Origin of the sequence: Actinomadura sp. WAC 06369 (assembly GCF_003947565.1) — a bacterium.
Lineage (GTDB): Bacteria > Actinomycetota > Actinomycetes > Streptosporangiales > Streptosporangiaceae > Spirillospora > Spirillospora rifamycini.
Genome location: NZ_QHJN01000026.1, coordinates 24,548 through 39,333, shown reverse-complemented (window position 1 = coordinate 39,333; position 14,786 = coordinate 24,548). Strand labels below are relative to the sequence as shown.

14 protein-coding genes are annotated in these 14,786 nt (G+C 74.0%); 11 read left to right on the top strand and 3 right to left on the bottom strand.

Translation table 11 applies throughout. From position 1 onward, the window contains the following. Positions 1-73: 73 nt before the first annotated feature. Genes DMH08_RS09845 through DMH08_RS09835 form a run of 3 tightly spaced genes read left to right on the top strand, consistent with a single transcriptional unit; the run spans position 74 to position 4,207 of the window. Positions 74-2,155, top strand: a complete 2,082-nt coding sequence (locus tag DMH08_RS09845) for a hypothetical protein (RefSeq protein WP_125613179.1) — start codon at positions 74-76, stop codon at positions 2,153-2,155. Positions 2,156-2,175: 20 nt separating this feature from the next. After that, complete coding sequence (locus DMH08_RS09840; protein ID WP_026403656.1) at positions 2,176-3,096, top strand: glycosyltransferase family 2 protein; 921 nt, start codon at positions 2,176-2,178, stop codon at positions 3,094-3,096. Between the two features lie 25 nt (positions 3,097-3,121). Continuing rightward, a complete protein-coding gene (locus DMH08_RS09835) occupies positions 3,122-4,207 on the top strand; it encodes a glycosyltransferase family 4 protein (RefSeq protein ID WP_125613210.1) in 1,086 nt (361 codons plus the stop codon). On the opposite strand, the gene trxA is transcribed toward DMH08_RS09835, so the two are convergent. Next, positions 4,188-4,511, bottom strand: coding sequence for a thioredoxin (trxA, locus tag DMH08_RS09830; protein WP_026403654.1), 324 nt, complete (start codon positions 4,509-4,511; stop codon positions 4,188-4,190). The genes DMH08_RS09835 and trxA overlap by 20 nt on opposite strands. Further along, a complete protein-coding gene (locus DMH08_RS09825) occupies positions 4,508-5,497 on the bottom strand; it encodes a lysylphosphatidylglycerol synthase transmembrane domain-containing protein (protein WP_051300998.1) in 990 nt (329 codons plus the stop codon). The genes trxA and DMH08_RS09825 overlap by 4 nt, the downstream gene beginning before the upstream one ends. Positions 5,498-5,590: 93 nt before the next feature. Between DMH08_RS09825 and DMH08_RS09820 the strand changes: the two genes are divergently transcribed. Both DMH08_RS09820 and DMH08_RS09815 read left to right on the top strand, forming a co-directional pair. Then, positions 5,591-6,301, top strand: coding sequence for a class I SAM-dependent methyltransferase (locus tag DMH08_RS09820; RefSeq protein ID WP_125613175.1), 711 nt, complete (start codon positions 5,591-5,593; stop codon positions 6,299-6,301). Between the two features lie 47 nt (positions 6,302-6,348). Further along, positions 6,349-7,416, top strand: coding sequence for a sugar phosphate nucleotidyltransferase (locus DMH08_RS09815; RefSeq protein ID WP_026403652.1), 1,068 nt, complete (start codon positions 6,349-6,351; stop codon positions 7,414-7,416). A gap of 4 nt (positions 7,417-7,420) precedes the next feature. On the opposite strand, the gene DMH08_RS09810 is transcribed toward DMH08_RS09815, so the two are convergent. Next, on the bottom strand, positions 7,421-8,254 hold the full coding sequence (locus DMH08_RS09810; RefSeq protein WP_125613173.1) for a helix-turn-helix transcriptional regulator: 834 nt from the start codon (positions 8,252-8,254) through the stop codon (positions 7,421-7,423). A 102-nt stretch (positions 8,255-8,356) separates the two neighbouring features. Here DMH08_RS09810 and DMH08_RS09805 point away from each other — a divergent pair, with 102 nt between their 5' ends. From DMH08_RS09805 to DMH08_RS09780, 6 genes are all read left to right on the top strand, one after another. Then, complete coding sequence (locus DMH08_RS09805) at positions 8,357-9,439, top strand: aldo/keto reductase (RefSeq protein WP_233617504.1); 1,083 nt, start codon at positions 8,357-8,359, stop codon at positions 9,437-9,439. A gap of 190 nt (positions 9,440-9,629) precedes the next feature. Then, complete coding sequence (locus DMH08_RS09800) at positions 9,630-11,186, top strand: alkaline phosphatase D family protein (RefSeq protein ID WP_125613171.1); 1,557 nt, start codon at positions 9,630-9,632, stop codon at positions 11,184-11,186. 56 nt (positions 11,187-11,242) lie between these two features. Beyond that, positions 11,243-11,689: an SgcJ/EcaC family oxidoreductase gene (locus DMH08_RS09795; RefSeq protein WP_125613169.1), complete on the top strand. Its 447-nt coding sequence runs from the start codon at positions 11,243-11,245 to the stop codon at positions 11,687-11,689. A gap of 105 nt (positions 11,690-11,794) precedes the next feature. Then, a complete protein-coding gene (locus DMH08_RS09790; protein ID WP_125613167.1) occupies positions 11,795-12,568 on the top strand; it encodes an SDR family NAD(P)-dependent oxidoreductase in 774 nt (257 codons plus the stop codon). A 54-nt stretch (positions 12,569-12,622) separates the two neighbouring features. Further along, positions 12,623-13,609 (top strand): RNA polymerase sigma-70 factor, encoded by a 987-nt coding sequence (locus DMH08_RS09785; RefSeq protein ID WP_051300997.1) that lies wholly within the window; start codon positions 12,623-12,625, stop codon positions 13,607-13,609. A 67-nt stretch (positions 13,610-13,676) separates the two neighbouring features. Then, positions 13,677-14,570, top strand: a complete 894-nt coding sequence (locus DMH08_RS09780) for a DNA-3-methyladenine glycosylase family protein (RefSeq protein WP_034519121.1) — start codon at positions 13,677-13,679, stop codon at positions 14,568-14,570. Positions 14,571-14,786: the final 216 nt, after the last annotated feature.

The window sequence follows — 14,786 nt, the reverse complement described above, 5'->3', positions numbered from 1 at the left end:
CGTGGGCGGTCAGGGGTCAAGGCACCGTCTCGACGGCCTCGGCGGGGGTCCGGTGCCGCTACGCTCCGCTGCGATGAACGAGCGGACGAGTACGTCGGCGGGCCGCGTGCTCGCCCTGGTCACCATCGCCCCCGCGCTGATCGTCGCGGCCTGGCTCGCGGTGTCGCTGCCGCTGCTGCTCGCGGGCGTGTTCCACCCCGCCCCCGCCCTCGCGCTGTTCGCCCCCGCCGCCGCGCTCATGCTCCGGTACGGGCTGCGGACCGGGACGCGCGAGGGCGCGCCGCCCGTGCTGGACGGGACGACGCGGCGGTCCGTCGCGGGCGTCCTGGCGGTCGTCGGCGCGTTCACCGCCTACCAGGTCGCCATGTGCTCGGAGCAGATCATCGTCCGGCGCGACCCCGCCTCGTACGTCCAGTTCGCGGTGTGGCTCGCCGAGCACGGGTCGCTGCCGATCCCGCAGGACCGCTGGGCGTTCGGCGGCGCCGACCCCGCCCTCGCCTTCGAGAGCCCCGCCTTCTACGCCGAGGGCGGCGCGATCGTCCCGCAGTTCATGGCCGGGTTCCCGATCGTGCTGACGCCCGGCGGCTGGCTCGCCGGGGCGCACGGGATCCTGCTGACCGCGCCGCTGCTCGGCGCCTGCTGCGTGCTCGCCTTCGCCGGGCTCGTCGCGCGGCTCGTCGGGCCCCGCTGGGCGCCCGCCGGGGCGCTGCTGCTCGCCGCGACGCTGCCGATGCTGTGGGCGTCCCGCAACACCCTGAGCGAGCTGCCCGCGATCGTCCTGCTGCTCGGCGGGCTGTCGCTGCTGTACGACGCGCGCGGCGACGACCCGCGCACCGCCCGCGCGAAGCACCTCCTCGCGGGCCTCGCGCTCGGCCTGATCGTCCTCGTCCGCATCGACGGCCTCCGCGACGTGCTGCCCCTCTTGGCGCTCGCCGGCCTCCTCGTCGGGCTGCGCCGCCGCGAGGGCTACCGGCTGGCCGGCGGGCTGCTCCTCGGCATCGCCGCCGGGCTCACCGAGGGCGTCGTCCTGTCCCGCCCGTACCTGGAGTACCTGCGGGGCTCGGTCGTCCCGCTGCTGGCCATCGCGGCGGGCGTCGCGGCCGCGACCGTCCTGCTGGCGGTCCTCCTGCGCGCCGACCGGACGAACGCGCGGCTGCGGGCGCTCGCGGGCGCGGTGCGGGGCGGGCGGCTGCCGGACGTCCTCGCCGGGCTGACCGTCGCCGCGTTCCTGGCGTTCGCCGCCCGGCCGCTCGTCCAGACCGCCACCCGCGTCCCCGACAACCCCGACGACCGGCTGAACGCCCAGTTCATCGAGGCCGTCCAGAAGATCAACGGGATGGCGCCGGACGGCACCCGGCAGTACACCGAGCTGTCGCTGCACTGGGTCGCCTGGTACATCGGCGTGCCCGCGCTGCTGTTCGCCGTCGTCGGCGCGGCCGTCCTCGGGCGGCGGCTGCTGCGCGGCCGGTCCGCGCGGTGGCTCCCCGCGTACGCGGTGATCGTGTGGACGACGGCGCAGGTGCTGCTCCGCCCCGGCATCACCCCCGACCACCCGTGGGCGTCGCGGCGGCTGATCGGCCTCGTCATCCCGGGCCTGCTGCTGCTCGCGGTGTTCGGCGCGGCCTGGACGGCCCGGCGGGTGCGGCGCCTCGGCTACTCGCCGCGCGTCCTGCGCTGGGGCGTGGGGACCGGCTACGTGGTGATGCTCGTCCCGATCGTCCTGGTCAGCGCCCCCTACCTGGTGTCGCGGACCGAGCAGGGCGAGGTCGCGGCCGTCCGGACGCTGTGCGGGCGGATCGGCGGCGACGCGTCCGTGATCGCCGTCGAGCGCGCCACCGCCGACCGCTTCTCCCAGGTCGTGCGGGGGATGTGCGGCGTGCCGACAGCCCGGACCGCGCCGGACGCCACGCCCGAGGACGTCCGGCGCGTCATCGGGAAGGTGCGCGCGGCCGGGCGCACCCCCGTGCTGCTCGGCGCGCGGCGCGCCGACGTCGCCCCGTACGGCCCGGCCGAGCAGGTCGTCCGGCTGCGGACCGAGCAGGACGGGCGGACGCTCGACGAGCCCCCGCGCGGCACCTGGGGCCTCGGCGTCGACGTGTGGACGTCCCGCCCCGCCGGCCCCGGCGTTCCCGATGGCGGCGGGTCGGGCGGCTGAGGCGAGTATCCTCGCCCTGCGTGAGCACCCAGCCTGCCGAGTCCGCGCCCGAAGACGTCCACGTCACGATCGTCCTGCCGTGCTACAACGAGCAGGACCACGTGATCGACGAGGTCGAGCGCATCTGCAAGGCGATGGACAACAGCGGCAAGACCTACGAGCTGCTGGCCGTGGACGACTGCTCGACCGATGACACGCTGGCCCGGCTGCGCGAGGCCGAGCCCCGCTTTCCGAACATGCGGATCATGGCGTTCCAGCACAACAGCGGGTCGGGGACGGTCCGCCGCATCGGTTCGCAGCAGGCCCGCGGCGACATCGTCGTGTGGACGGACGCCGACATGTCGTATCCGAACGACCGCATCCCCGAGCTCGTCGGGATCCTCGACGAGAACCCGGCGATCGACCAGGTCGTGGGCGCCCGCACCAGCGAGGAGGGCACCCACAAGGCGCTGCGGGTGCCCGCCAAGTGGTTCATCCGCAAGGTCGCCGAGCGGCTCACGAACTCGAAGATCCCCGACCTGAACTCCGGGCTGCGGGCCTTCCGCCGCGAGGTGTCGCTGCCCTACCTGCGGCTGCTGCCCCCCGGGTTCTCCTGCGTGACCACGATCACCATCGCGTTCCTGTCGAACCAGCACCCGGTGCACTACGAGCCGATCGAGTACGCCAAGCGGGCCGGCAAGTCGAAGTTCCACTTCACCAAGGACGCCTACCGCTACATCCTCCAGGTGCTGCGGATGGTCATGTACTTCAACCCGCTCAAGGTGCTGATGCCCCCGGCGCTCTGGCTGATCCTCATCGGCCTCGGCAAGGGCGTCTTCGACATGATCGTCCACTTCGGGTACTTCGCGAACAACACGATCATGATTTTCGTCACCGGGTTGATCATCGCGTCGCTGGCGCTGCTCGCCGACCTGATCGTCCGATCACGCGGCGACGTCTAGCGTGGGGCGGATGGACACCACGGGCATGCAGATCGCGATCGTCGGGCCCGCGTTCCCGTACAAGGGGGGCGGCGCCCACCACACCACCGAGCTGGCGCACCGCCTCGCCGCCGCCGGGCACGACGTCGCCATCGAGTCGTGGCGCGCCCAGTACCCGTCGTTCCTGTACCCGGGGCAGCAGACGATCGACGCGCCGGAGGGCGAGCCGTTCCCCGACACCCGGCACCGGCTCGACTGGCGCCGCCCGGACGGCTGGTGGCGCACCGGCCGGTCCCTGCGCTCCCGCGACCTCACCGTGCTGGCCGTCCTGAGCCCGGTGCAGGTGCCGTCCTACCTCGGCATCCTCGCCGGGCTCGGCCGCCGCGCCCCGGCCGTCGCGCTATGCCACAACGTGCTGCCCCACGAGCGCAAGCCCTACGACGTCCCGCTGATGCGGCGCCTGCTGCGCCGCGTGGACGGCGTGCTCGTCCACTCGGAGGCCCAAGCCGAACTGGCGCGGGGGCTGACGGCGCGTCCCGTCCGGGTGGCGGAGATGCCCGCGCACCTCCCGGCCGCGCCGGGGGCGGCCGCCCCGCGCGCCGGCGGGGTGCGGCGCCGGCTGCTGTTCTTCGGGATCGTCCGGCCGTACAAGGGGCTGGACGTCCTGCTGCGCGCGCTCGCGCAGGGCCCGGACGACGTCGCGCTGACCGTCGCGGGCGAGTTCTGGGGCGGGCTGGAGGACACCGAGAAGCTGATCGGCGAACTCGGCCTCGCCTCCCGCGTCGAGCTGCGGCCCGGGTACGTGCCCGCCGCCGACGTCCCCGGCCTGTTCGCGGACGCGGACGCGCTCGTCCTGCCCTACCGGACCGCCACCGCCTCGCAGAACGTGTGGATGGCCCACGAGTACGGCGTCCCGGTGATCGCGACCGACGTCGGCGGGTTCGCCGGGCAGGTCCGCGACGGCGAGGACGGGCTGATCTGCGCGCCCGGCGACGTCGCGTCCCTGGCCGCGGCGCTCGACCGGTTCTACGCGCCGGGCGAGCCGGAGCGCCTGCGCTCCGGCGTCCGCCCGGCCGACCACGGCCCGCTGTGGGACGCCTACCTGGCGGCGCTCACAGGTGCGGCTCGATGATCTTCAGGAAGGCCCGCTTCGGCTTCGCGCCGGTGACCTGCTCCACGACCTCGCCGTCCTTGACGAGCAGCAGGGTCGGCAGCCCCAGCACCCCGTACTTGCCGGGCGTCACCGGGTTCTCGTCGTAGTTCATCTTCGCGATCTTCAGCCGGCCGTCCAGCTCGGCGGCGATCTGGTCCAGCACCGGCGCGATCATCTTGCACGGGCCGCACCAGTCCGCCCAGAAATCGACCAGGACGGGAACGTCGCTCTTCAGCACCTCGGCGTCGTACGTCGCGTCGGTCACGGTGACCGGACTTGTCACGGGGACTCCTTCGTCGGGGACGTACCGTTCACAAGTCCCGCCGTCTGCCGATCATTCCCGCCGCCGTCCGGCACCGCCCCCTTCGGCGGCTTGGTCAGCACGAACGCGGCGCCCGCGATGATCAGGTCCGCGGCCGTCAGCAGGACGCGGCTCGCGATCGCCACCACGACCGCCGCGCCCGCTGGCAGCGCCGGGCTGAGCACCACGGTCAGCGCGGCCTCCCGCGCCCCGATCCCGCCCGGCGCGATGAACACCAGGAAGCCCACCACGAACGCCAGCGCGTACGCGCCCGCCGCCAGGAACGGCAGCCCCGGGCCGTCGCCCCCGACCGCCGCGCACAGCAGCCACGTGTGGACGCCGAACAGCGCCCACCCGAGGACCGTCCAGCCGATCGCCCGCAGCGTCACCGCCAGGCTCACCGGACGCTCCAGCGGCGGCCGCCGCAGCACCTTCAGCATCAGCCCCAGCGCCCACGTGACGATCTTCGGGTGCAGGGCCGCGAGCAGCACCGGCGCCAGCAGGAACAGCCACCAGAACCGGTCCCGCGCGGTCGCCGACGTCAGCGGCAGCGTCACCGCCGCGACCGCGAGACCGCACGCCGTGGACGTCGCCACCGCCAGCAGCGTCGAGCCGAAGCTCCGCTCCGCGGGCACCTTGTGCTCCCGCGTCATCTCGATCTGCGTGACCAGCGCCCACACCTTGCCCGGCACGTACTTGCCGAGCTGCGAGATCCCCGAGATCCGGAACGCCGCGCCGACCGGCAGCGGCGACCCGAGCCCGCCCAGCAGCGCCCGCCACCCGAGCATCCACACGAACAGCCCCGCGAGGCCCGCCGCGAGGGAGCCCGCGAGCGCGTACCACGACATGTCCCGCAGCGCCCGCACGGTCGCGTCCCACTGCGATGCCACGCTGTAGGCGCAGAAGGCCAGGGCGAGCAGAACCAGCAGCACCCGCAGGACCCGCACGGCGACGACCTTCTTGTTCACGCGCCCCAGAGTAGGCGAACCGGGGGGCGCGGGAGGCGGACACGGGCGCCGAACGCGGCCCCCGCACCGTCCGTCCGCCGTACAGTAGGCGCGATGAAACTCTCGGATGCGATCGCCTTCATGGGGCACCAGGTGCACGTCTGCCGGTACCGCGAAGCCGGGACGCTGCTCGGCTGGATGGGGCGCGACCTGCGCGGCCGCCGGGTCCTCGACGTCGCGGGCGGCGACGGCTACTGGGCCGGGCAGGCCCGCCGGCGCGGCGCCGACGCGGTGTCCATCGACCTGCACCGCGGCAAGATGGAGTACGGCCGGACGCTCGCGCACGCGCCCGCGCTGATCGAGTGCGACGCGCTGCGCCTCCCGTTCGGCGACGCGTCCTTCGACGCGATCCTCTCCGTCTGCGCCATCGAGCACTTCGACGACGGCGGCCGCTCCCTCGACGAGATGGCCCGGGTGCTGAAGCCCGGCGGCGCGATCTTCATGTCCGCCGACGTCCTCAGCCGCGCGGACGCCTGGCCGAAGCTGCGCGACGCCCACAAGGCGAAGTACCACGTCCAGCACACCTACACCCACGAGAGCCTCCGCAAGCTCATGGACGAGCGGGGCCTCGACCTCGTGCGGCACAGCTACCAGTTCCGCACCGCCGCCACCGAGCGCCTCTACCTGTCGCTGTCCACTTATGGCGGCAAGGTGGGCTTCAACGCCGCCGCCCCGCTCACGCCGCTCGTCGCCCTCGCCGACCGCAAGGCCCCCAACGAGCGCGGCAGCATCGTGCTCGTCGAGGCCCGGAAGCGCACCGACTGACGGTCCACTAGGCTCGGCCTCCACACGGCGGTGGAGAAAGGAGCCCAGTGGAAGCGATCCTCCTGGTCGGAGGCAGGGGCACGCGCCTGCGCCCGCTTACCATCTCCACCCCGAAGCCGCTGCTGCCCACGGCCGGTGTGTCGTTCCTCTCGCACCAGCTCGCGCGCGCGCACGCGGCGGGCGTCGAGCGCATCGTGTTCGCCACGTCGTACCGGGCCGAGATGTTCGAGGCCGCCTTCGGCTCCAAGGCCCACGGGCTCGAACTCGTCTACGTCAGCGAGGACCAGCCGCTCGGCACCGGCGGCGCCATCCGCAACGCCGCCCGCGCCCTCCGCTCCGGCCCGGACGACCCGGTCCTGATCCTCAACGGCGACATCCTCTCCGGCCACGACGTCCGGGCCCAGGTCGCCCTGCACGAGGACACCGGCGCCGCCGCCACCCTGCACCTGACCCGCGTCGACGACCCGTCCCGCTTCGGGTGCGTCCCCACGGACGGGACGGGCCGCGTCACCGCGTTCCTCGAGAAGACCTCGCACCCGGTCACCGACCAGATCAACGCGGGCTGCTACGTGTTCCGCCGCTCCGCGATCGACACGATCCCCGAGGACGAGGTCGTCTCCGTCGAGCGCGAGACGTTCCCCGCCCTGATCTCCTCGGGCGCCCGCGTCATGGGCCACGTCGAGGCCGAGTACTGGCTCGACGTCGGCACCCCCGAGGCGTTCGTCCGCGGCTCCTGCGACCTCGTCCTCGGCCGCCTCGCCTCGCCCGCGATGCCCGGCGAACCCGGTGAGCGCCTCACCCTCCCCGGCGCGACCGTCGCGCCGGGCGCGATCGTCCGCGGCGGCACCACCGTCGGGCGCGGCGCGGTCGTCGAGGCCGGCAGCACCGTCGTCGGCAGCGTCCTGCTCGACGACGCGTTCGTCGCCGAGGGCGCGACCGTCCGCGACTCCGTCCTGTCCCGGGGCGCGCGGGTCGGCCCCGGCGCCGTCCTCGACGGCGTCATCCTCGGCGACGGCGCCGTCGTCGGCCCCGGCAACGAGCTCCGCGGCGGCCTGCGGATCTGGCCCGGCATCGAGCTGCCCCCGACGGCCGTCCGGTTCTCCACCGACGCCTGACCCGTCACCGGGCGGACAACCGGTCCAGGGCCGCCTGGCTTTCCGCGTCCGCGGCGCGGTAGATCACCAGCAGCTGGTCGAGGTCCTGGAGCGGTCTGAGCGTCTCGTACTGCACGGAGAGCACACCGGCCTCGGGGTGCCGCAGCATCTTGGTCCCGCGGGCGGCGACCTTGACGTCCTGCTCGGCCCACAGGCGCGCGAAGTCCTCGTGGCCGGCGGTGAACTCGGCGATGAGGCCGGTCAGCGCCGGATCGTCCGGGTGCGCGGCCCACGCGGCGCGCAGGTGGGCGATCCCTTCCCGCACCATGCGTTCGCGGTCGAGGTAGTAGCCGCGCAACCGCGGGTGCATCAGGCACAGCCACATCGAATTGCGCTGCTCTGGCGGCAGGTCGCCGAAATCCAGCAGCAGCCTGGTCATTTCGGTGTTCCAGGCCAGGATGTCGTAGCGGTGGTTCAGGAGCATGGCGGGCAGCGGCGCCAGGTCGGCGACGAGCCGGGCCAGCGACGGCGCCGCGGCGGTGACGAGCTTGTCGGCGTCGCGGGGGCGCTGCCGGGCCAGGTCGTAGAGGTAGGCGCGCTCGTCCGGGGCCAGGCGCAGCGCCCTGCACAGGCCCTCCACGACCTCCGCGGAGGGCCGCAGCCCGCGGGCCTGCTCCAGCCGTACGACGTAGTCGACGCTGACCCCGGCCAGTTCGGCGACCTCCTCGCGGCGCAGTCCCGGGGTCCGCCGGGCCCGCAGGCGCGTCGGCAGGCCGACGTCCCGCGGGTCCAGGCGCTCCCGCCGGGTCCGCAGGAACGCCGCCAGCTCTCGGGTCCGGTCCACCGTGGTCGTCGTCATGATCGGTGCAACAGGCAGGGTGGGACCGCTCTTCCCAGGATGCTCCTTCCCTTACCTCCGGCTCGCCGTGATCCGAGAGTGGCTGTCGAGGACGGACCACACGTGCAGGAGGACAGGATGGCGCTCACCCTCGACAGCTACCGGTTGCTGGGCCGCTCCGGACTGCGGGTCTCACCGCTCGCGCTCGGTACGGCGACCTTCGGAACCGAATCCGGCTGGGGTGCCGAGAAGGAAGAGGCGCGCAAGCTGTTCGACGCCTACGTCGAGCGCGGCGGCAACTTCATCGACACCGCCGACACCTACGCCAACGGCAGCTCCGAGCGCCAGCTGGGCGAATTCACCCGCGGCGCCCGCGAGAGCCTGGTGCTGGCGACGAAGTACACGACGCTGCGCCGCCCCGGAGACCCCAATGCCGCGGGGAGCCACCGCAAGAACATGTTCGCTTCGGTGGAGACCAGCCTCCGGCGGTTGAACACGGACTACCTCGATCTGCTCTACCTGCACGTGTGGGATTTCGCGACGCCGGTCGAGGAGATCCTGCGCGGTATGGACGACCTGGTCCGGCAGGGCAAGGTCCTGTACGTGGCGATGTCCAACGTCCCGGCGTGGGAGGTCTCGCGGATGCAGGCGATCGCCGACCTGCGCGGCTGGTCGCCGCTGGTCGGGCTGCAGGTCGAGTACAACCTCGCGAGCCGCGACGCGGAACGCGACCTCATCCCCATGGCCCGCGCGATGGGGCTGGGGGTGACCCCGTACTCGCCGCTGGCGGGCGGCGTGCTCACCGGGAAGTACGGCCGCGCCGACGCGGCGGGCGCGGCGGCCGCCGGGCCCGGGGAGAGCTCCCGCAAGAGCTTCAACGCCGGGCTCGGGCTGGTCACCGAACGCAACCTCGCCATCGCCGACGCGGTGAAGGAGGTCGCCGCGGAGCTGGGCCGCACTCCCGCGCAGGTCGCGCTCGCCTGGACGCTGCAGAACCCGGGCGTGACGGCGTCGATCGTCGGCGCCCGGACCCTGGAGCAGTTGAACGGCAACCTGGGGGCCCTGGAGGTCGACTTCACGGACGCTCAGCTGGCCCGTCTGGACGAGACCAGTTCGATCAGGCTCGGGTACCCCCACGACCTGCTCGCGGGCGACCACATCCGCACCGTGACCAAGGGCGACATGAAGATCGAAACGCGGGCCTGAGGGACCGGCCGCGCGCCGGAGGCCGTGCCGCCTCCGGCGCGCGTTCGGCGGCGGGCGCCCGCGGGCGGTCCGTCCGGCGCCGTGCGGGCCGACCAGCCGATTCTTCCCGGATGTCCGGTGTTCAGGTGCCGGTCACCGGCGTGGACGATCATTCCGGCGCGGAGTACGACGAACGGAAACGGAGCGCCGAATGACGCCGAACCGACGGACCTTCCTGCGCGGGGGACTGGCGACGGGGGCCGGAGCCGCCGCGGGGGCCCTGCTCGGCGGCGGGACGGCCCTGGCGGGGCCCGCGTCGCCCGCGCTGGTGCGGCGCCGCCCGCGGCTGACCCACGGTGTGCAGAGCGGCGACGCCACCGCGCACGAGGCGGTCGTCTGGGCCCGCTCGGACCGGCCCGCGCGGATGCTGGTCGAGGTGAGCCGCCGCCCCGACTTCGCCCGCGCGCGGCGGATCCCGGGGCCGCTGCTCACCCCGGGCACCGACCTGACCGGCAAGGCGTTCCTGCGGGGCCTGCCCGCCGGGGAGGAGATCCACTACCGGGTGGTGCTGGCCGACCCGGACCGCCGGTCCGTCCTGTCCGAGCCGGTGACCGGACGCCTGCGCACCGCGCCCCGCGACCGGTCCGACATCCGGTTCGTCTGGTCGGGCGACCTGGCGGGCCAGGGGTGGGGCATCAACGGCGCCCTCGGCGGCTACCGCATCTTCGACGCGATGGGCGCGCTCGACCCGGACTTCTTCCTGTGCAGCGGCGACCTCGTGTACGCCGACGGCCCGCTGCAGGAGACGGTCCGGCTGCCGGACGGACGGACGTGGCGCAACCTCGTCACCCCGGAGAAGAGCAAGGTCGCCGAGACGCTCGCCGAGTACCGCGGGCAGTTCCGGTACAACCTGGAGGACGCGGCCATGCGCGCGTTCAACGCCCGGGTCCCGATGGTCTACCAGTGGGACGACCACGAGGTCGTGAACAACTGGTACCCGGGGGAGATCCTCGACCTGCCCCAGTACACCGAGAAGCGCGTGGACGTCCTGGCGGCGCGCGCTCGGCGGGCGATGTTCGAGTACACCCCGACCGCCGTCCGCCCCCACAGGAACGGCCGCCTGTACCGCCGCGTCTCCTACGGTCCGCTGCTGGACGTCTTCGTCCTCGACATGCGCACCCACAAGGACGCCAACGGGGCGAACGACTCGCCCGCCGCCGCCGGGGGCGTGCTGGGGGCCGAGCAGCTCGGGTGGCTGAAGCGGGAGCTGCGCCGGTCCCGGGCGACCTGGAAGGTGATCGCGGCGGACCTGCCGATCGGGCTCATCGTCCCGGACGGCTCCGCCCAGGAGGGCATCGCGCAGGGCGACGGCGGCGCGCCGCTGGGCCGGGAGCGCGAGATCGCCGACCTGCTGTCGTACGCGAAGCGCCGGGGCGTCCGGAACATGGTGTGGCTGACGGCGGACGTCCACTACACGGCGGCGCACTACTACGACCCGGCGAAGGCGGCGTTCCAGGACTTCGACCCGTTCTGGGAGTTCGTCTCCGGCCCCCTGAACGCGGGCGCGTTCGGCCCGAACACCCTGGAGGGCACCTTCGGTCCGCAGCTCGACTTCCACCGGGCGCCGCGGACCCCGAACACGTCCCCGGCCGAGGGCTTCCAGCACTTCGGCGAGGTCGGCCTCGACGGCGGGTCGGGGGAGCTGACCGTGCGGCTCCGCGACATCGACGGTGCCGTCCTCTACACCCGCACCCTCGCCCCGCGCTGAGCCCGGCCGCCCCGGGGTCTTGACCTCGACCAAACTTGAGGTTCGATGATCGGTGCATGGACGAGGACGAGATCCGGCGCGCGCTCGACGCGCAGACGGACCACTGGATCCGGCACGAGATGGACGCCTGGGGCGCCTACTTCACCGACGACTGCGACTTCATCACCCACCGCGGCGTCTGGTGGCGGACGCGGCGCGACAACGTCGAGGGGCACAAGGACGTGCCCGCCCCGGTGGTCGAGCAGAAACGGAACTACACCCAGGAGGTCGTCGATATCGCGGCGATAGCACCGGACGTGGCGCTCGTCCACACCCGGTGGAGCTGGCCCGACCACACGCCGCCCGGCGCCGCCGCCCCCGAGGACCGCGCGGGCCTCATCACGATGGTGCTCGTCAGGCGCGACGGCGCCTGGAAGATCCGCGCGGTCCACAACACCCGGGTGAACGGCCTCGACGACGTCGCCGGACGGCCGGAACGGGAGCACGCGCCCGCCGAACGGTGAACGGCCTTTTTCCGGCTCGCATGTCACAGGCGGCGGCGCCGTCTCGTCTCGGGTGGTGAAGACGGGTGCCGCACGGAGCGCACCCTCCGACCGCAAGGGGCGAGCATGAGCGGGCAGGGCACGCACGAGAAGAAGGTCGCGCTGGTCACCGGGGCGAACAAGGGGATCGGCCGGGCGGTCGCCGGACGGCTCGCCGAGCTGGGCATGACCGTCCTGGTCGGCGCCCGGGACGCGCGCCGCGGCGAGGAGGCCGCCGCGGCGCTGCGGGCGGGCGGCGGCGACGCGCACGCCGTCGCCCTGGACGTCACCGACCGGGCCGCCGTCCGGCGGGCGGCGGCCCGGATCGAGGAGGACTTCGGCCGGCTCGACGTGCTGGTCAACAACGCCGGCATCACCGGCACCCCGCCCGGGGTGTCGCCCGCGGACGCCGCCGACCAGATCCCCAGCGGCGTCGACCTGGACATGGTCCGGGCGGTGTTCGAGACGAACGTGTTCGGGGTGATCGCGGTGACCAACGCCGTGCTGCCGCTGCTGCGGCGGTCGCCCGCGCCGCGCGTCGTCAACGTCAGCAGCCACGCCGCGTCGCTGACCCTCACGAGCGATCCGGACGGGCCGTTCGCGGCCCTGGTGCCGTCGGCGGCGTACACGCCGTCCAAGTCCGCGCTGAGCGCGCTGACCGTGCAGTACGCCAACGAGCTGCGCAAGGACGGCGTCCTGGTCAACGCCGTCGCGCCCGGTTACGTCGCCACCGACAGCAACAACAACACCGGGGTGCTGACGCCCGCGCAGGGCGCTGCGGTGGTGGTGCGGCTGGCCACGGTCGGCGCGGACGGGCCGACCGCCGGGTTCTTCGGCGAGGAGGGCCCGCTGCCCTGGTGAGGGCGGGGAACAGCAACGAGTGCGATCAGCGGATTCGATCAGGAGGGGGCGGCGATGCGGGCCGACCGGCGGGACGGCGAGGGGACCGGCGGAGCGACCGGAGCGGGACGGGCCGAGGAGTTCCAGGACCTGCGGTCGCTGCTGTTCTCGATCGCCTACCGGATCCTCGGCAGCGTGAGCGAGGCCGAGGACGCGGTGCAGGAGACGTGGCTGCGCTACGAGGCCGCCCAGGCCGAACCGGTCTCGGCCAAGGCGTTCCTGTCGGCGACGGTCACCCGCATCGCGATCGACGTGCTGCGCTCGGCGCGCGTCCGGCGCGAGCAGTACGTCGGCCCCTGGTTCCCGGAGCCGCTGCTGGACGACCCGTACAGCGAACCCGAGCGGGCGGCGGAGCTGGCGGACTCCGTGTCGATGGCGGCGCTGCTCCTGCTGGAGCGGCTCAGCCCGCTCGAACGCGCCGTGTTCGTGCTGCGGGAGGTGTTCGGGTTCGGGTTCCCCGAGGTGGCCGCCGCCGTGGGCCGCTCGGAGGCGGCGTGCCGGCAGCTCGCCGTCCGGGCGCGCCGCCACATGGACGCGGGCCGCCCCCGCTTCGAGGCCGACCGCGCGGACCGCGAGCGGCTCGCCGTCCGGTTCCTCGACGCCTTCCGGGACGGGGACGTCGAGGCGCTCACCGCACTGCTGGCCGCGGACGTCCAGCTGGTCGCCGACGCCGGCGGCAAGGCACCCCGCTGGGACGACCGCTTCGCCGGGCACCGCGACGTCGCGCGGGCGCTCGCCCGGCTGCTGGAGCTGTTCCCGCGGATCGGCGCGACGGTGGAGCCGCACCAGGTGAACGGCCGCCCGGGCGCGGTCTTCCGCGACCGGGACGGCGCGGTGCTCAACATCTGGTCGCTCGACGTCCTCGACGGGCGGATCCAGACGATCCGCACGGTGAGCAACCCGGACAAGCTCGGGCACGTGGGTCCGGTGGCGGACATCTGGGCGGCCTTCCGCGAGGCGAACCGCGGCCCGGCGCACGACCGGCCGGGCCCGCCGCCGTGACGCGTCCCGGCGACGCGTCCCGACGGCGCGTCCCGGCGGCGCGGGGCGGCTGGCAGACTGGGAACACATGTTCGGGGAGAGCGCGGCCATCGGCTTGGAGTGGCGGGCGCCCTGGCCGCTGGAGCTCGGGCGCACGCTGGCGCCGCATGCCCGCGGGCCGTACGATCCCGCGTTCCAGGTGCGGGACGGCTTCGTCTGGCGGGCGTCGTTCACGCCGGACGGCCCGGGGACGCTGCGGCTCCGCAAGGCCGGGGACGTCGTGGACGCGGCGGCGTGGGGCCCGGGCGCCGGGTGGCTGCTGGAGGGGGTGCCCGCGCTGCTGGGGGCCGACGACCCGGCGGAGGAGTTCGTCCCGCTGCACGACGTCCTGCGCGACCAGGTGCGGCGGCGTCCGGGGTTCCGGATCGGCCGGACGCGCCGGGTGTTCGAGGCGCTCGTGCCCGCGGTGATGGAGCAGAAGGTCCTCGGGCAGGAGGCGTGGCGGGCCTGGGGCTACCTGGTGCGGCGGTTCGGGCGCCCGGCGCCGGGGGCGCCGTGGCTGCGGGTGCCGCCGCCGCCCGCGGTGTGGGCGCGCATCCCCTCGTGGGAGTGGCACCGGGCGGGGCTGGAGGCGGTGCGCGCGCGGACGATCATCGGTGCGGCCCGGGTCGCGGCACGGCTGGAGGACGACCCGGGCGCGGCGCGGCTCACGTCGCTGCCGGGGATCGGGGTGTGGACGGCCGCGGAGGTGCGGCAGCGGGCGGTGGGCGATCCCGACGCCGTCTCGGTCGGCGACTACAACCTGCCCGGGGTGGTGGGCTGGGCGCTGGCCGGCCGGAAGGTCGACGACGCCGGGATGCTCGAACTGCTGGAGCCGTACGCGGGGCACCGGTACCGGGTCACCCGGCTGCTGGAAGCGTCCGGTGCGCGCCCGCCGCGGCGGGGGCCCCGGCTGCCGATGCGCGACTACCGGTCCTTCTGAGGCGGAAAGGGCGGCGCCGCCAGAAGTGGTCGGGCGCGTGGTCGAGGCCGTCGCGGCTGTCGGCGCCGGCCAGGGGGCCGAGGACGGCGAGGGCGAGGACGAGGGCGAGCATGACGATCATGGGTCTGTCCTTCTGGTGGTTCGGACGTTCCCGCGCGGTTGCCTCGATTCTGACCCCGATCATTGTTCAGGTCTAGCTAATGTTCCTGGAGTGAT